This is a genomic window from Actinomadura hibisca NBRC 15177, from assembly GCF_001552635.1.
GTDB lineage: Bacteria > Actinomycetota > Actinomycetes > Streptosporangiales > Streptosporangiaceae > Spirillospora > Spirillospora hibisca.
This window is the reverse complement of record NZ_BCRO01000027.1, coordinates 164,181-185,707: the sequence shown is the minus strand read 5'-3', so window position 1 is coordinate 185,707 and position 21,527 is coordinate 164,181. Positions and strand designations below refer to the sequence as shown.

The window sequence follows — 21,527 nt, the reverse complement described above, 5'->3', positions numbered from 1 at the left end:
AGTCCGTCCTTAGTAAGCCTCTGCGAGCTCTGCGAGCATATCCAGCGATTCATCCGGGCTTAGGGCTTCGGCTCTCAGGTGGTTGAACGCCGTCGCATAGATGTGCACCTGCGAGGGGTCCTCGATGTACAGGGCGCTGGTCATGGTCTCGATGTAGACGATGTCGGGCACGTGCAACTCGGGAAGTTGCAGGATCGAGAAGGTGCCCGCCCCGGCGGGGTGCGCGCCGAGCCCATGCGGCAGAACCTGCAACGTCACGCTGGGCGACTCTGCCAGCTCCATCAGATGAGCGAGTTGCGCCTTCATCACCGTCGGACCGCCCACGACGCGACGCAGGCAGTTCTCGTCGATCACCGAGCAGATCCGCAGGGACGGTTCCCGCTTGGCCAAGGCCGCCTTCCGCGCCATCCGCACCTCGACCCTGTTGTCGATCTCAGCCGGAGGCGAGAACCGCATGAGCGCCGACCTGATCACCTCGCGGGCGTACTCCTCGGTCTGCAGCAGGCCGTGCAGCACGACCGCGCTGTAACCGCGCAGCAAGGTCGCGGCGGACTCCAGCTCAAGGTAGGCCGCGTAGTCGGTATGGATCTGGTCCGCATAGGCATCCCACCATCCACGCTGCCGGGCGTTCCGCGCCAACGAGGTCAGGCTCTCGCGCCGTCTCTCGGGAACCTCGTAGAGATCGAGGAGACGGACGAGGTCAGCGGCCTTGAGGCCGATGCGCGCGGTCTCGATCCGACTCAGCTTGGCCTTGCTCCACCCGAGGCTCCCGCTGGCCTGGTCAAGGTTGAAACTCGCCAGTTCCCGCAGGTGGCGCAGCTCCGCCGCCAGTCGGCGCTGTCTGATCGTCGGCGGACGCTCAGCCATCGTTCGCCCTCCCCAAGTCGATGTCGTCCTCATGGTCGCGCACCACACGCTTGAGCATCCCCAGAATCGACCATGCAACATTTTAAGCAACGTTGCAGTTTTGGTTGCATGGCACGTCCATCGATAGGACACTTCGTGGTGATGGAGCTACTCCATGTGAAGACCGATCCCCCGACATCAAGCAGGGCTCCTCAAGGAGGCGATGATGATCAACGGAAAGCCCGCAGACCTTCCCTTTGGTGGAAGTTGTACCTGGCAGCTCCCACCCGATGGCTGCTGTAGCTCCTACGCCCGGACCGTGCTGGCCTCGACGATGAAGTCCCTCGCCCTCTCCGAGGAGGCGATCGACGACGGCGCTCTGGCTGTCAGCGAGCTGGTCACCAACGCCTTCCTGCACGCCGGGGTGCCCGCGCGTTTCGAGCCGATCCGCGTGCCCGAGCTGTGGTTGTGGGCGCGGACCCATCCCCGCAAGGAGCTGGTGGTCACGGTCTTCGACACCCATCGCGACAAGCTCCCCCGACTCGGAACCGGAGATCTGCTGGACAGCCATGGCAAGGGCTTGGGCATCGTCGCCGCGCTGTCCTCGGCTTGGGGCTGCCACCCTTCGCGCTCCCAGCTCGGCGAACCACCGATCCCGGGCAAGGCGACCTGGTTCGCGTTGCCGTTGCCACCCTCGTGGCCCTGCTCTGGTCGTTCCCTTCACTCAGTGGTCGCCGCGCAACGGCTCTTGATGCTCTTGGCGGTGCGCGGCTTCGAGGGCAAACGCCACAGCGACCTCACCGGCACATCGGTTGTCATGGCCGGCGGCCTGAAAGTTCACATCGACCAGGACGCGTTCGCCTGGCACAACGACGACGGCACGCCGTGCCGCCACCCGCTGCTCGACCTTCAAGAGACGGCCGAGCACATCATCTGCTCCTTGGAAGCGGCCGGCATGGCACGTTCCTGAAGCAGACGGACGCCGCGAGCAATCGCAGAGCGTCAACACCCATCCGCTGACCGCTTGGGAGACCAGCACCATGTCCGGTCATTGTGTCCCTGACGTTCGCCAGTCCCTCGCTCATGACGACCTGCAGCCCGCTGTGCAGGTGCGGTCCCCCAGTGTCGCGTCCCGCCCACAGCCTCCGACCCCTTGGGCTCAGAAAGAACCGGACCCCGAGCACGTACTCGCCGAACTCCGCAAGCGCTTCCCCAACGCCATGATGTGGTGGGGCGAGTTCACCGGCTCCTATTGGAGCCTGGCCTGCACAAGCGCTGGTGATCGTCTTCTCGAAGCCGCCACCGCGGAGCAGTTCGCCCAACAGCTCACCCGGCTCCACGCTCCCGAATCAGTAACCAACCTGGCACCAGTCCCACAGGCCGCGTCTGACGACCCGGTCACGCAACTGGCCATCGCGGCGACCACTCCGATCCACGTCACTCCTGCTCAGCCCGGCCACTACCCGCCCGGCGCCATTGATGTCCGAGGCGATCGTCATGCCGACGCGCCCTGGGCACTGCACGTACCAGCCCTGCCCGTCAACACGGCTCGAGACCGGTCATAACCAGCCGTAACCAGGCTGCGTTCTAGCTGAATCCGCCGGTCAGTCCTGATAGCCCGCTGCGGCTGGTGCCTGGACCGCCATCCCCCACCAGGCCTCGGCCACCCGCGCCGCCGCCTCGGCCTGCGCGACCGCAGGCTCCCCCCACCCCAGCACCTGCGGCGCCAGCGCCAGCGACGTCATCAACCGTCGGTAGACGCGCCCCCCATCAGGATCAGGAGCCCGCTCCTCAAACGACCCGATCACCCCCACCATCCGCACCTGCGCATACGGAGCACGACCAGGCCGGTACACCTGCTGATACCCCAGGTAGACCGCCTCGGTGACCACGACCTGGTTCTCCTCGAACGCCTCCCGGACCAACGTCCGCACCAGATCACCCCCGTCCACCGGCTCAGGCTTGCCACCCGGCAGGTTGAACACCCCGCCATCATCTTGGACCAGCACCCGCGCCGTACGCCGACACAGCAGATACCCATACACCTGCGTGACCGGCAGGCCGTCCGGCACCGGCGCCTCATGCCAGAAGTAACGCACACCCTCCATCCCCATCGGGCCGACGGTAGCGGTCCGCCCCGGCTCGCACCCGCAAACCCGCAACCTGCGGCCCTGTAAGCGTCGCGAACATCGGTACGCGGCCAGAGTCTCGCGCGACGCTCCTGGTTGACGCCGACAACGAAACGGCCTACCGCGCGTACACCCGTTGGGGTTGGGCGAAGAGGAGCCAGCTACAACCGAGCTGGCCAGGCGCTCCACTATTCGACGTGCTCATCCTGCCCCTCCCGTTGCCCCGCCCTTCCTGAAGCCTTCGTCATCCTCAGGTTGGACGCAGGGCTTGCTTTTCAGGCGCTGATCATGAAGACGATGTCTGCATGACCGATCAGGGGATGGACCAAGCAGACCGCCGCGTGCTCTACCTCGTCTGCTGCGGCTCGCCGGTGGCGAAGTACGTGCACACCATGGTCGAGCTGGCCCAGGCAGACGGGTGGACCGTGTGCGTGATGACCACTCCATATGGCCGGCGGTTCGTAGACGTCCCGAAACTGGAGACGCTGACCGGGTTCCCCGTGCGCAGCGACTACAAGCAGCCCGACGAGCCAGATGTCCTGCCCTTGCCCTCGGCCTTCGTCGTCGCACCCGCCACGGTCAACACCGTGAACAAGTGGGCCGCCGGGATCTGTGACAACGTTGCGCTCGGTTACCTCGTCGAGGGCTACGGGCTGGGCATCCCCACCATCGTGGCCCCTTACAGCAATCGCGCCCACACCGCCCACCCCACGTTCCAGGAGAGCTTGCAGCGCCTTCGCGCATGGGGAGTCACCGTTCTGTGGGATGGTGACTCGGCAGCCGATCACGCTCCCCGAGAAGGCAACGCCGAACTCTTTCCCTGGCACCTGGTCCTAGCAGCTCTCCGTGATTGCTTCAGAGTCTCCGACACTTGATCGAGTAGCCGCATCAAGCGCTACTGCCCGCCGCGCCTACGCCTCCCAGCCGACCGCCATCACCGGCTTTCTCGTTCATCGCCGCCAACCTGGCTTCGACACCAGTGTGGTCGAAAAGGAGTCCCCGCCATGCGTGACCTCATCTTGACCTCACACACCGGAGAGCACGCCCATCGCATCGCTCCCGCTGTACTAGACCTCTACAACGAGGTCTATGACGTCCCGCCCTACCAGAGCGACCCCTTCTTTTCTCCGGAGATCGCTGCCATCCGGCTGGACAAGGCGTTGGGCATGAAGGGCTTCCAGGTCATCACCGCCCACCACGGCCAAGAACTCGCGGGATTCGTCTACGGCGTCACGCTGCTGGCCGATGCTCCCTGGTGGGACAGCCTCCAAGTCGACGCCGACCTCCGCGCCCGCGTGGACGAAGAAGAGATCGCGTGGCTCCGCGAGCTGGCCGTACGCGCACCATGGCGATCAGCAGGCATCGGCCGCGCTCTCCACGATCGTTTCGTCAGCGACCGCACCACCGTCTACAACCAACCCTGGACGGCGTTGACGTGCATCATCGATAACGAACCAGCTCATTCGGCCTATCGGAAATGGGGCTACCAGATCATCGGGAAGATCAAGCACGCCCCTGAATCTCCGGTATACGACGCCATGCTCCTCCCGCCATCGGCAGCCACTCGCCTCTAACCAATTCCGGCTCTCGGCTTCCAAATCGGGATGGGCGATGGAGCGCTCATTTATGAACAGACTCCCGGAATGCCGCACTTGTCGACCAGGAGCCCATCAGCGGACCGCTGCTGCGATGTGCGCTATGACCTTGCCGAGACACCGCGGGAAGCGCGTGGTCGGCGACCGCGCAGGACGGTCAGCGGGTCCACCAGCGTCGCGCTCGTTGCCCCCAGCGCAGTGGTGTGGGTGCGGGTGGCAGGGCGTAGCGCAGTAGGCGTGCGTGAGCTGTGGTTCCGTTGTCGCGCAGTTCTGTTCCGACTGCGATCCAGTCGCGGCGGCAGGTCGTCCAGTCGAGCATGACCGCCGCTACGGCCAGCAGCGTGGAAAGAGCCGCCAGACCAAGAGCAGGAAGGGCGGGGGCCACGGCCCGGAACATCATCAACCCGACGATGAACACCAGATAGGCCGCGTTGAGCGCCCATAGCCCCATCACCGCCAGTTGCCGGCGACGCCTGCGCCGTACCCAGTCGAGCAGGGTGAAGCCCTCGGCACGATCGAGCAGACGCTGCCCGGTCTGGGCCAGCAGACGAGCCTGACGGAGCGCATGGGCGTGCTGGTCGTGGGTCAAAGGCGTCGCCGAAGTGATCGCCAGCACGGCCCGCATCCGGTGCCGCGCGCAGGACAGGCCATCACTGGAGCCGCCGACCGTTTTCACCAGTTTGCTGCCGCTCCAGGCGATCAGCAGCATTCCTGCCGCGATGTAGACAGTGCCGGAAGCGCTCTGCAGCAGCGGGCTGGACTGGTCGGTCACGATGTTGACGCCGATCCCGGCCACGATCGCGGCGAGGGCCGACACCATCGGCGCGTAGAAGATCGCCACGGCTACATCAGGCGGGTGCTCGCTGACCTGTCGGCTCCACCGCCGCATGGGGGTCCTCACGATGCACCGCAAGGCCGCCCGCACGAAGTACGACAGCGACCCCAGACCGACGGCTGCGAACCCGAATTCCAGAGCAGTGGCGATGGGGATTGATTGAACACTGGTCATCAGATGTTGGACGCCGTCCTGGAAGGACAGGTTCTTCCGAGCCCATCCTGTACCGCCGGCACGACACAGGTCCGGGCTGGCCCGGGTTGATCAGGTGGCGGGCAGGTAGAGGGTGTGGTGGTCGAGGCGGGCTTGGCGGGCGGCCGGGATGCGGCGTGCGGTGTGGTCGGGGAAGCGTGCGGTGGCGGTGTCCCAGGTCAGGAACGCGTATTCGTCGAGTTCGTCGTACTGGAGGGTGATCTGGGAGGGGTCGGTGATGGTGCCACCGTCGAACAGGAAGTTCATCATCGGACGGTTCCGGTCACCGGCAGGCGGAGCCCAGTCCACTACCAGCAGCGTGTGCAAGGTGATGCGCAGCCCGGTCTCTTCGGCTGCTTCCCGGGCCGCGCACAGGTGCGGGGGCTCGCCGTCTTCGGCGATGCCGCCGGGGAAGGCCCAGTAGGGACGGTAGTTGGGTTTGACCAGCAGGACCCGGTCGGCGGGGTCGGTGAACAACACGCTGGCGGAGATGTGCACGGCCGGCATCTGGGCGTACCACTGCGCGGGCGGCACGTAGTGGTCGGAGGTCACGGTTGCACGCTACTCCGGTCGGTGCTGTTGACGTTCCAGGAACGCGGCGACCAGGGGGGTGGTGCGGTGGCGGCGCAGGGCATCGGCCAGCAGCCTCAGGCGGCCGGTGACGCGCTGGGACTGGAGGGGCCCAGCGAGGGCGCAGGCGTGTTCACCCAGGTGGACGGCTTGGTCGAGGTTTCCGACGTGGGCGTGTGCGGTGGCCAGCAGGGCGGTGTGCAAGGCACGGGTGCGCTGGTTGGTGGCGGGGGCGTCGAGGGCTTGGTCGGCGTAGGCCAGTGCGAGGTCTGAGCGGCCGAGTTGGACCAGGGAACGCATGCCGGTGCCGGCCAGATGGGCGTGGGTGAAGTAGGACACCCACACCGGTCCTGTGCGGTCGGCGCGTTCGAGTGCGGTGCGGGCACGGTTGTAGCTGGAGGTGAAGGCGTTCAGGTCTCCGGTCAGGGCGTAGGCGTTGGCTTCGGTGGCCAGTAGCCGTGCTGCGACCAGGGGGTGGGGACGGCGGCCTGCGGCGCTGACTGCGGCGCGTGCGAGACGGACGGCCTCATTGGCCATTTCCAGGTAGATCGCCTGGGTGGCGAGGTTGGCCAGGATGTGAGCGCCCAGGGTCTGGTCTCCGGCGGCCTTGGCCAGCCGCAACGCTTGTATCCATGCCCGTTGCGCTGTCCCATGCTCACCGTTGTCGTAGCCGCCGAACGCCAGGCGCGCGGTGAGGTCAGCGGAGAGCTGAAGCAGGTCGCGTCCGACGGCGGCGGTATAGGTGCCGCGCAGCAGGGGCGCGACTTGGGTGGTGAGGAACAGCGACAGGTAGGGGCGGCTGTAGTCGCCGCCGTAGCGGCGGTCCATGGCGTCGAACTCCTGGCCGCGGGCGTGGACGGCGGCGATGTGGGAGGCCTCGACGCGTGGTCCGCCGCGATGGGCCAGAGCAGTGTCGTGGGGGTCGAAGGCATAGCGCCAGCCTGCTTCGGCGACGGCGGCTCGCACGAACGGTTCGGACTGGCCGCGATCAGTGGTCTGGTGGATGCTGTGCCACAGGCGGGTAGCGGTCCTGATGGCCGCCGGTACGGTCGCGGGGAATGCCAGGGCACCGTCGCCAGGATCGAGTTGGTCAAAGCCCAGTTCGTCCAGGTGCACCGGGCGGTGCAGCTGGGCGCTGAATATCTCGACCAGCAGTTCGGGTGCGGGTTGTTCGGGGCAGCGACCGCGCAGCCACCAGTACACGCTGGAGCTGTCGTAGCGCAGCTTCAGGCCGTCTCGTCGCCGTCCGCCTTCGTTCACCAGTCGGGCCAGCGCAGCGTGGCGGCGCCCGAATGACGCCTCGGTGATCAGTGCTTGAAGGCGGGTGTTGGTGACCGGCTTGGACACGTTCACCATCCTTGGCGCACGGCCGGTCCCGGGAGACGGACCGGTGTTTCTACCGTAGCCGCGTTCGGCCGCAGACACCGGAAACGCGCAACATCGCGCAAGGCCGGATCCACCGCGCAAGCACGCACCCGGACACGCAACTCCCTAGCGGGCGCGGGCTCGCGCAGTATGGCGGTGGCCACCTACCGGCTGCTTCTTCGGGAGGCTCTCAATGCTTCACGGTGTGATGGGTCAGCATCGGCGCGACAAGCCGACCGACGATCCGCTGAACGCATCGGCTGCGGGGACGGTGGGCCGTCTGGAGCCCCGTTCGCCGACGACCCGATCCAGGCCTTGGGACAGCTGAGGCTGGAGCTGGGGCAGCAGACCCCCACGGTGTTCGCCCGGCTGGTCCTGTATCACGCGCCCGCCGGCGGCCCGGCGCTGCTGGTCGGGACGGCGGGGCGAAGTATCACCGTCTTCGATCCGCTTGCCGACGGGGACCTGCCCGGTTTCCGGTGGGGTCAGTGGGGAGCACCGATCGCGCTGGCCCCGACGCCGCAGACGGCCGCGGTCATCGTGGTGGCCGACCTGGCGGCGGACCGCCTCGCGCGGCCGACCGGCGCGGGAGGCCACTGATAGCTGGGGGCGGTCGGCTGGAGAGCACCGTTGCCACCATCGCTTCGCCCGCCTGCACCACCTCGATCGAAAGGACCCTGGCTCATGCTCGACAGCCTGCGCCACGCCGACCAGCTGGCTCGCGACTGGAAGATCAACTCCGAGGACATCCTACTGATCGCCCTCAACAGCTGCGGTGCCCGGTCGTCGCTGGGCAAGCCGCGGATGCGGTTCCGGTTGCGGCTGGACTCCCGGCCCGACCAGCCGCTCTACCTGATCCTGTCGCTGGGCAACCGGCAGTCGCCGTTCGAGGTCGACCAGCACCAGCTACGACTGAACGGCGTCCAGGTCGGCACCGTCGAGGGGATCGAGGACGACGACGCGGTGCTGGGGTACTGGCGGGGCGGTCGCCGGGTCCTGACCTTGAACTCCAACACCCGCTCCCAGTGCACGGGGTGTGTGTTTTGTCCCAACACCTTGGAGGATGCCTCCGACCCGCGGCTGAGGGCTCCGGACCTGCACGCCTACTTCTCGACGCTGGCCTGCGAGTCCGGACTACCTGACCTGGGCGGGGTCGAGGCGGTGACGGTGTGCACCGGGTGCTTCTTGTACGAAGACCTGGCCTTGGAGCACCTGCGTCTGGTGCGGGAGGCGATGAGCGCCAACGACTGCAACGGCACCTTGCAGTTCCTGTCCAGCGTCTTGACCACCCCGCAGGGGCTGGATGCCGCGGCGGCGATCGGGCCGTTCCATCTCACGCTGACCGCCGAGTGCTTCACCCGCCGGGATCTGGTCCTCAAGGAGTCCAAGGCCCGGCTCACCCCGCCGCAGATGATCGCCACGCTGGCCGCGGCCAAGGACCGCGGCATCGCCACCAACTTCACCTACATCGTCGGGATGGACGACGCCAACGCCTCGATCGAGGGCCTGGCCGCGTTCGTCCCGGTCACCACCGCCTTCCCCGGCTTTCAGATCTACCAGGCCCACACCCCGCTGATGGAGCTGCAGCGTGCCACAGGCTCGGACCAGATCCAGTGGCATCTGGCGATGCGCACGCGGATCGAGGAGTTGTTCGCCGACACCGGACTGCGCCCGGCCTGGTTCCGTAACTACCGCAGCCTGTGGTGCTTCACCTTCGCGGGCCAGGAGCTGGAAGGACCGTGGATCTGATGAGCATGACCACCCCACACCGCCCTGACCACCGCACCGAGGATCGCCCCGGCCAGCGTCCCGGCCCTGACCGGGGTGGTCGGCGGCTGTCTGGTGGGGACGGGCCGACGGTGATCCACACTGTCCGTGCCCACCGGCTGGTGCCGCAGCCGCCCGGCCTGCCCTCCGGCCTGCCCGCTGAGGTGGCGGCGTGTGCGGTGGCCCCGGCCGGGTCCGCCTGGCCTGAACACCGGACTCGGTTCGTGGTGGAGGTGGCCGCCGGTGGCGGATCGGGCTGGCACGGTCCGGTCAGCGACCCGATCCTGGCGTTGATCGGCGATGTCCACGCCGACGGGCTGATCGGCCATGACGCGCTCTTCCCGCGTGGCCTCACCTACCGGCGGCGTGCCGGTCGGCATCTGTCGGGTTCGCACGCGGCGATGGCGGCCGCCGCACTGGAGCTGGCGTGCTGGGACCTGGCCTCCCGTGTCACCGGCGTCGCGGTGAGCGGCCTGCTGGGCGGCACGGTCCGCGCGCACGTCCCCGCCTACGCCTCGGCGCTGGGTCTGGACCCCACCGGTGCCGGCGCGGCCGAGGCCGCACAGTGGATCGTCGGTGCGGGGTTTTGGGGACAGAAGTGGCCCCTGCCCAAGACGCTGCTGGCCCAAGGGCTCCCAGCGATCACCAGATGCCTGGAGCGGTTGCGCGCCGCCGTGCCCGAGTCCCGCGTGATGGTGGACGCACACCGCCAGGTCCGCGCCGACCAGCTCCCCGCGCTTGTGGCGGTGCTGTCGGAGCTGGACATCACCTGGCTGGAGGAACCCGCCCTCGCGCCCGGCCCACCCGGCTGTCCGGGGTCTGCGTTCCATCGCACGGTGGCGGTGGCCGGTGGCGAGCACGCCGTCGAGGGGACCGATCAGATTCGCCTGCTCACCAGCGGCGAGGTGGTGGTGTGGCAGCCCGACCCGTCGTGGATCGGCTTGTCGCGGGCGCTGTTCACCACCGACCTGGCGACCGGGGTGGGGGCGGCGACCTTCCCGCACGGCGGACACCTGCCCGCCGCGCTACACCTGGCCGCCGCGTGCTGCCGCGACATGATCCCCGCCGTCGAGTACCACCTGACCCTGGAACCGCTGCGCCAGGCGATCCTGACCGACCCGATCATCCCCGACCAGGGGGTGCTGGCGGTCCGGGCCGACCCCGGCCTGGCTGACTACCGGCTGTCGGCCGGCGCGCCGGTCGTCCTGGCCCAGGCAGCTGCGCGATGAACGCGCGGGCGACCGGCGACTCGATCGCGGCACAGCTGGCGGGGGTCCGAGGGGTGTGCTTCGATCTGGGCGGCACCCTGGTGCCGCTGGACGGCGGCGAGGCGACCACCGCCACGCTCGCTGAGGCTCTCGGCCTCACCCTGGAGGACGCGCGGGCGTGGACGATGAGCGCCCCCAAACGCCGCCGCGTCCACCCGCGTGAGCTGGCCGCCCAGATCTGCGCCGCCCACCACCAGCCCCAGGCCATCGCCGAGGTCGAGCAGATCCTGACACGCGCCCAGCAGTACGCCTGCGACCCTGCCCTGTTCGGCGACGTCGAGCCGACCCTGCGCCTGCTGCGGGCGCGCGGCTACCGGCTGCTGGCGCTGTCCAACGCGTTGGGCTCCAGTGCCCCTGACCGGCCGCCGCCCTTCTACCGGCTGCTGGATGCGGTGCTGGTCTCCTACGACATCGGGTACTGCAAACCCGAACCGCAAGCCTTCGCGGCGCTCCAGCAGGCATCGGGCCTCCCCGGCCCGGCCCTGCTGCACGTGGGGGACTCTGTGCACGCTGACGCCGACGGCGCCCGCGCCGCCGGACTGCACGCGCTCCTGCTCACCCGGCCCCTCGTCCCGCCGCGCACCGGCATCGGCGTCCCGCAGATCCGGGCGCTGACCGATCTGCTGCCGCTGCTGCCCGCCCTGACCTGACCTGCTGTTGGATCTCTTTCGTGAACCTCTGCATGGAGGCCCTCGCCCATGGACCCGACCCACGCCACCGACCCTCAGATCGCGTACGCGCTGGCCCCCTCGGTCCCGCTGGTGGACCCCTCCACCCTGCCGGTGCGCACGTGGTGCCTGGGGTCCAGGGAGGACCCGGTCACCGGCCTGGTCGCCTTCCCTGACTTCCACGCCTACCTGCCCGCCCACCTGATCGCCGCGCTGCGCGAGGGCCGACCGGTCGGGTTGACGATCGGTGACGTTGACGACCTGAAAAAGCACGTGGAGGCCGTCGGCAACGATCCCGCCCACTACGGTCACCTGGCCGGAAACAAGGTCATCGCCGCCTTCGGCGGAGTCGTCCGCGTCTGGTTCGCAGACCAGAACTGGCAGCGCGCCGTCGCCGCGACGTTCGGCGGCGACGAGGTCGTCATCGCCGCCGCGATCACCGACCCCGCGTCGTTCATCGCCGCGATCGCCGACCTGCGCGACCGCCTGGGCGCCACCCTGCCCGTGCGGGTGTCGTTCGCGGTCGTGACCATCGGCCCCGGCCAGTTGCCCACCCCGCCCCCCGGCAGCCGCGACGGCGGGGCCCACGACTTCGCCGACCAACTGTTGGCCGCCCTCGACAAGTCGCTGTTCGCGCACAAACGACTGCGCCGCAGTCGTGGCGGACCCGGCGGCATCCTGTCGCTGGCCTACCCGCACGGGCAGCCCTGCCGCCGAGCGCTTCCCCGCCTTCCCGCCGACGGCGGCGACCCGGTGCACCTCACCGCCCGGCCCACCACCATCAACGGCCAGCCGGTCCTGCTCCTGCCCATGGCCGGACCCACCGGTCACCGCGGCCGCCGCGCCCGCCTCACCATCCCCACCACCGGCACCACCGCTGACACCGCCGCTGGCACCACCGTCACCTGCACCGTCATCTCCATCGACGGCCAGGCCGCCATCCCCACCCCATCCGACCTGCCCGGCCTGCTCGTGGGCGACCTGCCGGTGACCTTGGCGATGCCCCGGCCGCGTTCAGTCGCCGCCCTCCCCACCGATCTACGCCAGGCTCTGGCGGCCGAGCAACTGGACTGGGGACGTGTGCCTGCCCACGAGCAGAACCAGCTCCTGCACATGATCCGGGAGTCGGCCACCCCCCAGATCCGCGCAGCCAGGATCGCCGACGTCCTGGCCGCCGTCGGCCACCGGCAACTCCCGCCCGCATGACCTCGGCTCCCGTAACCCGCGCGGACGCGGGCGCGACGGCATGGCAGCACGCCGTCCACGCCGCCGCCGCAGTCCCCGACCGGCCGATCCAGGCGCTGTACCAGACCCTGAACTACCTGTGCGCCGCCCAGCTGTACCTGGCCGCCAACGTGCGCGGAGAACGCCCCTTACAGCCCGCCGACCTCAAGGACACCCCGCGCGGCCACTGGGGCGTGTGCCCGCCGGTCAACTGGATCCTGGCCCACCTGACCCCGATCATCGCCCGCACCCCGCACCCATCGGCGATCACCGTCGTACACGGCGCCGGGCACGCGGGCCCGGCCGTCTTCGCTCACGGCTACCTCACCCAGACCCTTCCCCTGCGCCACCGGTGCTGGACCGTCCACGGGCTGCGCGAGCTGGTCACCGGCTTTCCGCACACCGGCCTGCTCGGCGGCGAGATCACCCCGCTGGCCGGTGCGGTCTACACCGGCGGGCAGCTCGGGCCCGCCCTGGCCGTCGCCCAGGGCATGGCCCTGGACGACTCCGGCCACCTGATCGTCCCGCTCATCGGTGACGGCGAATGCGAGACCGGCGCGACCGCCGCCGCCTGGACCGCGCGGCGAGCGCTGATCGGAACCGGCCGCCACGGCAGCGTTCTGCCGGTGGTCCTGCTCAACGGGCAGCGGATGGGCGGTCCGTCGCTGCTGGCCCAGATGACCCCCGACCAGATCCACGCCTACTTCGACGGCCTGGGGTATGAACCTCTGCTGCACCACGGCGACGACATCACCTCCTTCCGTGCCCTGCTCGCCACCGCCGTCGCCCGGCTACGGCCGCTCGACGCCCCCGACCGGCAGCCGCTGATCGTGCTGACCCTGCCCAAGGGCGCCACCGGTCCCGCCACGGCGATCGGCACTCCCGCCGTGCACAAGACCCCGCTCCCCGACCCCCACGACCGCGACTTTCCCGCCTTGGCCCGCTGGCTCGCCTCCTACCACCCCACCCGCCTGCTCGCCTCTGACGGCTCCCCCACCGACCTGGTCCGCCAAGCACTGCCCACGCGCCCCCGGCCACCGCGCCGGCACCCCGCGCCCCCACCCACCGCCGCATCTGCCGCAGCCACACCCGGCACAACGTCCGGTGCGACGCTCGGCGTGGTGCTGGCCGACCGCGCCCACCGGGACGGTTTTCGGCTCTTCTCACCCGACGAACTGGCTTCCAACCGGATCGACCCCGGCCCCGGCCCACACCAGTGGATCATCGAGATCCTGAACGAGGAGATCTGCCACGCCTGGCTGCAGGGCTACACCGAGACCGGCCGCGACGCCGTCCTGGCCACCTACGAGGCGTTCGCGCCGATCAACACCAGCGTGCTGGCCCAGCACCTCAAGCACCGGCGTCTGGCCCCACCCGGGCTGCCCTCGATCAACTACCTGATCACCTCACTGGGCTGGCACAACACCTACACCCACCAAAACCCCGGCCTGGCCTCCCACCTGATCGACCTACGCGACCCGGCCGTCCACGTCTATACCCCCGCCGACGCCCACCGCGCCGCCGCCACCCTCACCGCCATGATCGACAGCCGTGACCAGGCCAACGTCCTCATCACCAGCAAGCACCCCCTGCCGCAGCACCCCGACTCCACCCTCGACCATGAGCTGGCCGCCGGGATCGCGCTGTGGCCCCACCTCAGCACCAGCGCCTCGCAGATCGTGCTCGCCTCCGCCGGTGACATCGCCGCCCGCGAACTCACCGCCGCCGCCCGCACCCTGGCCGACCAGGGCACCGGGGTGCGCTACCTGCACATCCACGACCTGACCGTCCTGGACCCCGGCGTCCCGCACGGCCTGTCCCCCACCGCCTACCAGGACCTGTTCGGCAGCGGCCTGCCCGTCCTGGTCACCACCATCACCCGGCCCAGCCCCGTCCAGACACTGCTGGCCGCCCGCCACGATGCCGACCGCGCCCACGTCATCGGGTTCACCGACCCCCCACGGCCCCTCACCCACCCCGCCCTGCTCCAGCACACCGGGATGCGCGCCGACCTGCTCACCGACCTCGCCCACCACATGATCGAGGAAGTGCGGCCATGACCGCCCCACCAGCAACGACCGGCCCCGCCCGCCACGACGCCGACCACGACTTCGACCTGGACCGCGACGGTCTGCAGATCATCCGCGGCGCTCTGCTCCCCGGCCAGCGCGCCACCATGCTGCAGGCCGCCCACAGGCTGCTGGCCAGCCCACTCACCCAAGGGCGCGACCGCGGCCCCGGCGGCAACGACGGCTTCCGCGGCGTCCTGGACCTGGACGAGGCCTTCGAGCCGCTGCTGGACAACCCCGCCGTCCTCGCACCCATCGCCCACGTCCTGGGAGCCAACCTGTGGGTGCTGTCCAGCCACCTCATCGCCCTGCCCTCCCACACCGACCCCGCCACCCGCACCGTCCGCACCCCCGACCGGCCCGGCTGGCACCGCGACATGTACGGCGTCACCGCCGACCTGGGCCACACCAACACGCCCCGCATGGCGATCAAGGCCGCCTACTACCTGACCGGCACCGGGCCCGACACCGGCGTCACCATGTTCCTGCCCGGCAGCCACCACGCCGCCGTCCCACCGGTCATCGCTCCCGGCCAGATCGACCCGCCCGGCGCGATCACCCCGCGTCTGGCCGACGACGACGCCGTCCTGTTCGAGAACCGCACCTGGCACGCCGGCGGCCTCAACACCAGCGGGCGGCCCCGCATCGCCGTCATGATCCAATACGGGTTCCGGTGGCTGGCCCGCGTTGATGACCCGCCCCTCCGTCTCACTCCCGACCGCGCCAACCTCACTCCTGTGCAACGCCAGCTCCTGGGCACCCCTGACCGCGCCGCCGACGGATCCCTGGCCCTGGGCAGCGGATCAGCCGCCCTGGCCGCCTGGCTCACCAAACACCCGCCCACCAACCGGTGAGTCCACCACGCTCCCGCCCCCGGACACGAGAAGCTGGACCCCATGCCCCACACGCCGAGCGAGCTGTTCGTCTCCACAGCCCCCTACTACCGGTACCGGCCCGGATACTCCCCGGAACTGTTCGAGTATCTGCGTGAACGGTTCCACCTCGACGGCACCAAGCAGATCCTGGACCTGGGCACTGGCCCCGGCGTCCTGGCCCTCCCCCTGTCCCGGTACGCCGCCACCATCATCGCCGTGGACCCCGAACCCGGCATGCTCGACCAGGGCCGCGCCTTGGCCGCCCAGCAGCAGATCAACAACATCGACTGGCGGCTCGGCGACTCCACCACCCTGCGCGACCTCAACCTCAGCCCTGTCGACCTGGCGGTCATGGGGGCCGCCTTCCACTGGATGGACCGCGACCAAACCCTCGCCGACCTCGACGAACTCGTTGCACCCGACGGGGCCTTGGTCCTGGTCTCCGGCGGCGTCCCCGGCTCCGTCCAACCCCCCACCTGGCTGGATGCGATCACCCAGGTGCGGACCCGCTACCTCGGCGAGCAACGCCGCGCCGGCTCAGGCACCTACACTCATCCCAAGGAACTCCACCAGGACGTCCTAGCCCGATCGGCGTTCTCCCACCTGGAAACCGTCTGCTGGGATCGAACCGTCACCTACACCCTCGACCAGCTCATCGGCCTGCAATTCAGCTACTCCTACTCTTCACCCGCCCAACTCGGCCCCGCCAAGGACGCCTTCAAGACCGACCTGCGCGCCGCCCTCACCCACGCCGAACCCGGCGGCCAGTTCGACGAAGTGGTCCGCACCGAAGCGATCATCGCCACGCGCCCGTGACCACCTCCGCCATAACAGTCCGACCAGTGGGGCGTGGTCGTTCCTGCCCGACCATGCCGTCCGCTGGTTCGACCTGCCGAGCCCCTTCCCGCTCACGCCCCGGCCACCTTCCAAGCCACCGACCTGGACGCCCTATGTATCGGCGACTACCTTGTCGATACGCGCTTGACCTGCCGTCCAGTTGACACGCTGCACAGGTGAACCCCTCGCCCTTGCGCCATGCCGCCCGCGCCCTGCCTTTGGACCCCCGCGGCCGCATCCTGCTGGTCCACATCGCCGAGGCGGACGGCTTCTGGGCAACCCCTGGAGGATCCCTGGAAGACGGCGAAGACCACCACACCGCCCTGCGCCGCGAACTCGCCGAGGAACTCGGCCTCAGGCCCGATGCGTTCCAGATCGGCGATCTGATCGCCACACGCAGCAGCGACCACCTGGTGGCCCAACAACCAGTGCGCCAAGTCGAGCACTACTACCTGGTTCGACTAACGAGCATGTCCTTCGACACCGGCGATGCCACCCAACCCGACAACATCGTTGGTTATCGCTGGTGGACAACGGCTGAGCTGCGCCACACCGATGAGGTTGTCTACCCCCACGGTCTCGCCGAACTCCTAGCCGAGTTGGCCAACACCAACGACTGGGGCGCTGCGCGAACTCTGCACTGAGCCCCCTGAGCACCGGGCCGACTGCGGCAGGCTTGTCTCGGTGTTGGGCTCATCGAGCGTGGCCCCAGTAAGAGCGGCGCGAAGGGCAGGAACGCTGCTGTGCAGTGTGACCGCCGTCGACGACCGCGCACAGCGCGGGTTGTAGCTCATGTCCTCGGGAGCCTGCCGTTCGACTTCGAGCAGGTGCAGAAGGACGCCGTGGTCGTCACGCCGTTGTTCGCAGCCGCGCGCCAACTCCAGGCGGAACGAGGCGCGGCGTTCCACCGAGGAGCAGCGGGTGATGGCGATCTCGTCGGCCAGGCGCAGCGCTTCGGCGGTCTCACCCGCCTCCATCTCGACGGCCATGGCATGCAGGGCGACGTTGGTGGGGCCGAAGACCGTCCAGAACACATTGCCCTCCCCCGCTTCCTCGCTGGCGAGGAGGGCCTTCTGCTGTAGGCGTTCGCGGGCCGTCCAGACCTCTTTCTTGCGAACCGCGGCGATGGCCGCCATCAGCCACAACGCCCCTTGCAGGGCAACGCGCGGAGCGGCGGCGAGGGTATCGCGGACGTAATCGAGTTCCTTGACCGCATGGATGGCGACCTCTTCAGCGGCATCGGCCTCGTTGGTGGACAGCAGGAGCCGCCCGACGTTCCACTGGGCCGCGGCGACGCGGAGCGGGTCGTCGGCGTCCTCGGCGGCGCGCCGCCCTCGCTCGGCGGCGGCCCAGATCGCGCTGGCTCAAGGGGCGACCGTGCACGTGTTCACGCGCGCTCCCCAGGCGCGGCGGCTCGCGCTCGACCTGGGGGGCCGCGTCCGCGGGCGACTCTTTCGACCCCGCGCCCGAGCCGCTGGACTCGGCGATCGTGTTCGCGCCCGCCGGGGAGCTGGTCCCGGCCGCGCTGGAGCGGCTGGACCGCAGCGGCACCCTGGCGATCGCGGGCATCCACCTTAGCGACGTGCCACCGCTGGACTACCAGCGGCACCTGTTCCAGGAGCGGCAGGTGCGCTCGGTCACCGCCAACACGCGGGCCGACGGCGAGGAGTTCCTGCGGCTGGCCGGACGGCTGCCGCTGCGGGTCTGGACGGTGCCGTACGCGCTGGACGACGCCGACCGCGCGCTGCGCGACCTGGCGGACGACCATGTCAACGGGGCCGCGGTGCTGTTGTGCAGCTGAACTCCGTCTGACTGCGTCGTCTCCTGAGGTCGGTTCCGCGAAGCCCACGAACGGGCGCTGCTGCGGGAGGCCTCCGAGAGGGAACCCCTGGAAAAGATATTCTCAATGTGAGTACAACGTTAGGTTTTTCGGTACCATGACCGTCATGACGCGATCACTGCGCGACGAGGAAGCCCTGCTGAGCATGGCTTTCTCGCTGCATTCCAGCCCCGGCGCGTACGCCCTGCTCCTGGGCGCGGGAGTGTCGGCCCCGAGCGGGATCCCCACCGCGTGGGGGGTCCTGATCGACCTGATCACCCGCCTGGCCGAGGTGCAGGGCGACAGCCCCGACGATCCCGTCCGATGGTACGAGGACCGCTACGACGAGCCGCCTCGGTACGAGACGCTGCTGGAAAAGCTCGCCCCCACACCGCTGGAGCGCCAGCGGTTGTTGAAGGACTACTTCGAGCCCTCGGCCGAAGACGTGGAAGCAGGCCGCAAGCAGCCGACCGTCGCGCACCGGGCAATCGCGCGGCTCGTCCGGACGGGCACGGTCAAAGTGATCGTGACGTTGAACTTCGACCGCCTGGTCGAACAGGCGCTGCGGGCCGAGGGCATCGAGCCGACCGTGATCGCCTCACCCGCCGACGTGGCGGGCATGGCGCCGCTGCACACGCTGGAGTGCTGCGTGGTGCACCTGCACGGCGACTACCTCAACCCCACCTCCATGCTCAACACCACCGACGAGCTCGCGACCTACGCCCCCGGCACGCTGAAGCTGCTGGAGCGTATCCTGGAGGACTACGGACTGATCATCGCCGGCTGGTCGTCGGTCTACGATCCCGCGCTGCGCGGGGCCGTCGCCGTCCACTACTCCGGCCGGCTCACCCTGGCGTGGATGGAACCCGGCCCGGTGACCCACCAGGCCGCGGAACTGCGAACCTTGAAGAAGGGCGTGCTGGTCTCAGCCGACGCCGACACCGGATTCGGCCAGCTCGTCGACGCCGTGGACGCGCTGCGCACCCGCAAGGCGCGACACCCGCTGACCCTGTCGATCGCGGTTGAGACCGCCAAGCGCGAACTGTCCGGAGGCCGCGTCGCCATCGGCCTGCATGACACGGTGCGCAAAGAGTTCACCCGCTTGCACGAGCACGCCGACTTCCGCCTGCCCGACTACCACTCGAACGTGACCGACGGTGACTACGAGGCGATCCTTGCTCGCGTCGAGGAAGCGAGCACGATCTGCTGTGGTCTGGTGGCGACCCTGGCGTACTGGGGCGATGAGAACACCGGCGCCTGGTGGCTCGACGAGCTGGAGCGTTTCGCCACCCCGACCCGCGGAAGCGGGCTCACCCGGCTGCTGAGGGTGAGAACGCTCGCCGGTACCGCCCTGCTGTACTCGGCCGGGACCGCCGCCGTCGCCGCACAGCGCTACAGCCTGCTGAGGCAGATGCTTTTCGCTAGCCGGATCAACCCGCACCATGGCCGACGCGAGTCGCTCGTCGCTGTGCTGCGGTCCGACGAGGCCTATCCGGAATCCCCCTCTGATCCCTCCCGCCTGTACCAGTTCCTCGAACCGGTTCTCCGCGAAGCGCTCGCGATGGGCACCGACCCGTTTGACGAGGCGTGGCAGCGCTTCGAACTGATCAAACTCGCCCTTGCGGTAATGACCGATCCGGAATTCGACGAGATCTACCGCTCGTTGCCGACAGGACCCAACAGCAAGCCAGAGGTCGCGGGACTGGCCCGCCGAGTCCACTCTGGCCGTATCCACGTCCTGACCAAGGACTACCGCTTGGACGAGGCTTACCGGAGTCCGATCGCCGAACGCCTCGCCGATGACCTCGAAGCCGAACAAGCCGCCCACCCCCTGGTCAGGGGCGGACTCGCCCAGGATCCCCACGCTCTGGCCACGGCTCTGCGCGCCGTGAGCCGCGCTTTGGGAACCGAAGGCAGAGAGCTCGCCTGGAAGCGCGTGTTGGGCCGTGCGGGCATCATCCCGAGCGAGATGTGGCTCGACAGCGGCAAGACCCCCGACGAACTCTCATCGCATCGCCCGTAGGGGCCTGCCGCGGAATGTCTCCTGCTCAGGACGGCTGCTCGGTTCGGCGGCGCAGCGCCCAGCGGCGCAGCTCGTCGGTGCCCCAGACGATGACGGGGAAGGTCGCGATGAGCAGCAGCACGTCGGCGGGCAGCGCCGCGGTGCCGAACAGCTTCTGGACCGGCGGCACGTAGACGAGCACGGCGGTGAAGACCAGCTCGAACGCGATGCCCGCCAGCAGCAGCGGATTGCTGAACAGACCGGTCCGCCGCAGGGAGGCGCGGTCGGTGCGGGCGGCCAGCGCGGTGCCGACCTGGTACATCACGATCCCGGCGAAGGTCGCGGTGGTCGCGACCAGGTAGGCGTGGTGCAGCGGGTCGCCCGGCCCGGTCGGGTCGCCGGGGTGCCAGCCGGCCCGCCACAGCACGTAGAAGAACGCGGCCATGACGAGCGCGCCGGAGACCAGCCCCATGTATCCCCACGCCCGCACCAGCATGTCCCGGGAGATGATGCCCTGCGAGGCGCGCCGCGGCGGTCTGGACATCGCGCCCGGTTCGGCCGGCTCGCGGCCCAGCGCCAGCGCCGGGAGGGTCTCGGTGCCCAGGTCGATGGCCAGGATCTGCATCACGGTGAGCGGCAGCGGCACCAAGCCACCGCTGAGCGCGAACACCAGGAACGGGACGATCTCCGGCACGGCGTGCGCGAAGATGTAGACGATGAACTTGCGCACGTTGTCGTAGACCCGGCGGCCGGACTCGACGGCGGTGACGATGGTGGCGAAGTCGTCGTCGGTGAGGACCATCGTCGCGGCCTCCCGCGCGACGTCGGTCCCCGACCGGCCCATGGCGACGCCGATGTGGGCGCGGTGCAGGGCCGGGGCGTCGCTGACGCCGTCGCCCGTCATCGCCACGATCTGGCCCCGGGCGCGCAGCGCGTCGGCGATGCGGAGCTTGGTCTCGGGCGCCGAGCGGGCGAAGACGATCTCGGTGTCCTCGGCGAGCAGCTCGTCGAGCTGGTGATCCTGGATCGTCTCGGCGTCGGGCACCACGCGCAGCCGCGGCCGCCCGATGCCGACCTCGCGCGCCACCGCGGCGGCGGTGTCGCCGTTGTCGCCGGTCACCACGTGCACGCGGATCCCGGCGGTGTGGCAGCGGCGCACCGCGTCGGCGACCTCGGGGCGCGGCGGGTCGTACAGGCCCACCAGGCCGAGCAGCCGCAGCGCCCGCTCGGCGTCCTCGCGCCGGACCGGGACGCCGGACAGGTCCGGACGGCGATCGTCAGGACCCGCAGGTCCCGCCGCGCCATGGCGGCCACCGCCTCCCGCGCTTCGCGGAACAGGGCGCGCCGCCGCCCGTCCCGCTCGGCCGCGTCCAGCGGGGCGCCGAGGCCTGCGGCCCCCTCGACCAGCGCCGTCTCGGTGGGGTCGCCCTGCGGAGCACCGTCGTCGCCGATCGTCACGGTCATGC

The 21,527-nt window shown here is 69.5% G+C and carries 22 protein-coding genes; 14 read left to right on the top strand and 8 right to left on the bottom strand.

Translation table 11 applies throughout. The annotated features are described in order from the left end of the window. Window positions 1-9: 9 nt before the first annotated feature. Window positions 10-867, bottom strand: a complete 858-nt coding sequence (locus AH6_RS14345) for a helix-turn-helix domain-containing protein (protein ID WP_067479495.1) — start codon at window positions 865-867, stop codon at window positions 10-12. Window positions 868-1,165: 298 nt separating this feature from the next. On the opposite strand from AH6_RS14345, the gene AH6_RS14340 reads away from it, so the two are divergent. Then, window positions 1,166-1,816 carry an ATP-binding protein gene (locus AH6_RS14340; protein WP_067479493.1) on the top strand — a complete coding sequence of 217 codons (651 nt, stop codon included), beginning with the start codon at window positions 1,166-1,168 and terminating at the stop codon, window positions 1,814-1,816. Between the two features lie 634 nt (window positions 1,817-2,450). Here the strand turns inward: AH6_RS14340 and AH6_RS14335 are convergent. After that, window positions 2,451-2,960: an NUDIX hydrolase gene (locus AH6_RS14335; RefSeq protein WP_169807855.1), complete on the bottom strand. Its 510-nt coding sequence runs from the start codon at window positions 2,958-2,960 to the stop codon at window positions 2,451-2,453. 320 nt (window positions 2,961-3,280) lie between these two features. On the opposite strand from AH6_RS14335, the gene AH6_RS14330 reads away from it, so the two are divergent. Together AH6_RS14330 and AH6_RS14325 are read left to right on the top strand one after the other, a co-directional pair. Continuing rightward, window positions 3,281-3,850 carry a flavoprotein gene (locus tag AH6_RS14330; RefSeq protein WP_067479490.1) on the top strand — a complete coding sequence of 190 codons (570 nt, stop codon included), beginning with the start codon at window positions 3,281-3,283 and terminating at the stop codon, window positions 3,848-3,850. Window positions 3,851-3,979: 129 nt separating this feature from the next. Further along, window positions 3,980-4,549, top strand: coding sequence for a GNAT family N-acetyltransferase (locus AH6_RS14325; protein WP_067479488.1), 570 nt, complete (start codon window positions 3,980-3,982; stop codon window positions 4,547-4,549). Window positions 4,550-4,727: 178 nt separating this feature from the next. Here AH6_RS14325 and AH6_RS14320 read toward each other — a convergent pair whose 3' ends face one another. From AH6_RS14320 to AH6_RS14310, 3 genes are all read right to left on the bottom strand, one after another. Next, window positions 4,728-5,411: a hypothetical protein gene (locus AH6_RS14320; RefSeq protein WP_157431464.1), complete on the bottom strand. Its 684-nt coding sequence runs from the start codon at window positions 5,409-5,411 to the stop codon at window positions 4,728-4,730. A gap of 258 nt (window positions 5,412-5,669) precedes the next feature. Continuing rightward, window positions 5,670-6,149 (bottom strand): NUDIX domain-containing protein, encoded by a 480-nt coding sequence (locus AH6_RS14315; RefSeq protein WP_218005817.1) that lies wholly within the window; start codon window positions 6,147-6,149, stop codon window positions 5,670-5,672. 9 nt (window positions 6,150-6,158) lie between these two features. Continuing rightward, window positions 6,159-7,514: an NsdA family TPR-like regulatory protein gene (locus AH6_RS14310; protein WP_157431463.1), complete on the bottom strand. Its 1,356-nt coding sequence runs from the start codon at window positions 7,512-7,514 to the stop codon at window positions 6,159-6,161. A 333-nt stretch (window positions 7,515-7,847) separates the two neighbouring features. On the opposite strand from AH6_RS14310, the gene AH6_RS14305 reads away from it, so the two are divergent. From AH6_RS14305 to AH6_RS42420, 9 genes are all read left to right on the top strand, one after another. Continuing rightward, window positions 7,848-8,132, top strand: coding sequence for a hypothetical protein (locus AH6_RS14305; RefSeq protein ID WP_067479482.1), 285 nt, complete (start codon window positions 7,848-7,850; stop codon window positions 8,130-8,132). Between the two features lie 84 nt (window positions 8,133-8,216). Further along, entirely contained in the window at window positions 8,217-9,281 is a 1,065-nt protein-coding gene (locus tag AH6_RS14300) for a radical SAM family protein (RefSeq protein WP_067479479.1), read from the top strand. 110 nt (window positions 9,282-9,391) lie between these two features. Continuing rightward, window positions 9,392-10,528 carry an enolase C-terminal domain-like protein gene (locus AH6_RS14295; RefSeq protein ID WP_218005816.1) on the top strand — a complete coding sequence of 379 codons (1,137 nt, stop codon included), beginning with the start codon at window positions 9,392-9,394 and terminating at the stop codon, window positions 10,526-10,528. Then, a complete protein-coding gene (locus tag AH6_RS14290; protein WP_067479476.1) occupies window positions 10,525-11,217 on the top strand; it encodes an HAD family hydrolase in 693 nt (230 codons plus the stop codon). Before AH6_RS14295 ends, AH6_RS14290 begins: the two co-directional genes overlap by 4 nt. 48 nt (window positions 11,218-11,265) lie before the next feature. Beyond that, entirely contained in the window at window positions 11,266-12,441 is a 1,176-nt protein-coding gene (locus tag AH6_RS14285) for a nucleotidyl cyclase domain-containing protein (protein ID WP_067479474.1), read from the top strand. Next, complete coding sequence (locus AH6_RS14280; protein ID WP_067479472.1) at window positions 12,438-14,519, top strand: phosphoketolase family protein; 2,082 nt, start codon at window positions 12,438-12,440, stop codon at window positions 14,517-14,519. Before AH6_RS14285 ends, AH6_RS14280 begins: the two co-directional genes overlap by 4 nt. Continuing rightward, the gene (locus AH6_RS14275) at window positions 14,516-15,382 is read left to right on the top strand and encodes a phytanoyl-CoA dioxygenase family protein (RefSeq protein ID WP_083982804.1); all 867 of its coding nucleotides are present in this window, start codon (window positions 14,516-14,518) and stop codon (window positions 15,380-15,382) included. Before AH6_RS14280 ends, AH6_RS14275 begins: the two co-directional genes overlap by 4 nt. A gap of 42 nt (window positions 15,383-15,424) precedes the next feature. Further along, entirely contained in the window at window positions 15,425-16,219 is a 795-nt protein-coding gene (locus AH6_RS14270; protein ID WP_067479470.1) for a class I SAM-dependent methyltransferase, read from the top strand. A gap of 197 nt (window positions 16,220-16,416) precedes the next feature. Next, window positions 16,417-16,884 (top strand): NUDIX hydrolase, encoded by a 468-nt coding sequence (locus AH6_RS42420; RefSeq protein ID WP_083982802.1) that lies wholly within the window; start codon window positions 16,417-16,419, stop codon window positions 16,882-16,884. Here AH6_RS42420 and AH6_RS14260 read toward each other — a convergent pair. Further along, a complete protein-coding gene (locus tag AH6_RS14260; protein ID WP_067479465.1) occupies window positions 16,831-17,376 on the bottom strand; it encodes a hypothetical protein in 546 nt (181 codons plus the stop codon). The genes AH6_RS42420 and AH6_RS14260 overlap by 54 nt on opposite strands. A 353-nt stretch (window positions 17,377-17,729) precedes the next feature. Here AH6_RS14260 and AH6_RS14255 point away from each other — a divergent pair, with 353 nt between their 5' ends. Together AH6_RS14255 and AH6_RS14250 are read left to right on the top strand one after the other, a co-directional pair. Continuing rightward, complete coding sequence (locus AH6_RS14255) at window positions 17,730-18,041, top strand: hypothetical protein (RefSeq protein ID WP_373861774.1); 312 nt, start codon at window positions 17,730-17,732, stop codon at window positions 18,039-18,041. Between the two features lie 145 nt (window positions 18,042-18,186). Further along, window positions 18,187-20,082 (top strand): SIR2 family protein, encoded by a 1,896-nt coding sequence (locus tag AH6_RS14250; protein WP_169807854.1) that lies wholly within the window; start codon window positions 18,187-18,189, stop codon window positions 20,080-20,082. A gap of 25 nt (window positions 20,083-20,107) precedes the next feature. On the opposite strand, the gene AH6_RS14245 is transcribed toward AH6_RS14250, so the two are convergent. Continuing rightward, the gene (locus tag AH6_RS14245) at window positions 20,108-21,262 is read right to left on the bottom strand and encodes an HAD-IC family P-type ATPase (RefSeq protein WP_067479461.1); all 1,155 of its coding nucleotides are present in this window, start codon (window positions 21,260-21,262) and stop codon (window positions 20,108-20,110) included. After that, window positions 21,178-21,525 (bottom strand): hypothetical protein, encoded by a 348-nt coding sequence (locus AH6_RS45315; protein WP_218005815.1) that lies wholly within the window; start codon window positions 21,523-21,525, stop codon window positions 21,178-21,180. The genes AH6_RS14245 and AH6_RS45315 overlap by 85 nt, the downstream gene beginning before the upstream one ends. Window positions 21,526-21,527: the final 2 nt, after the last annotated feature.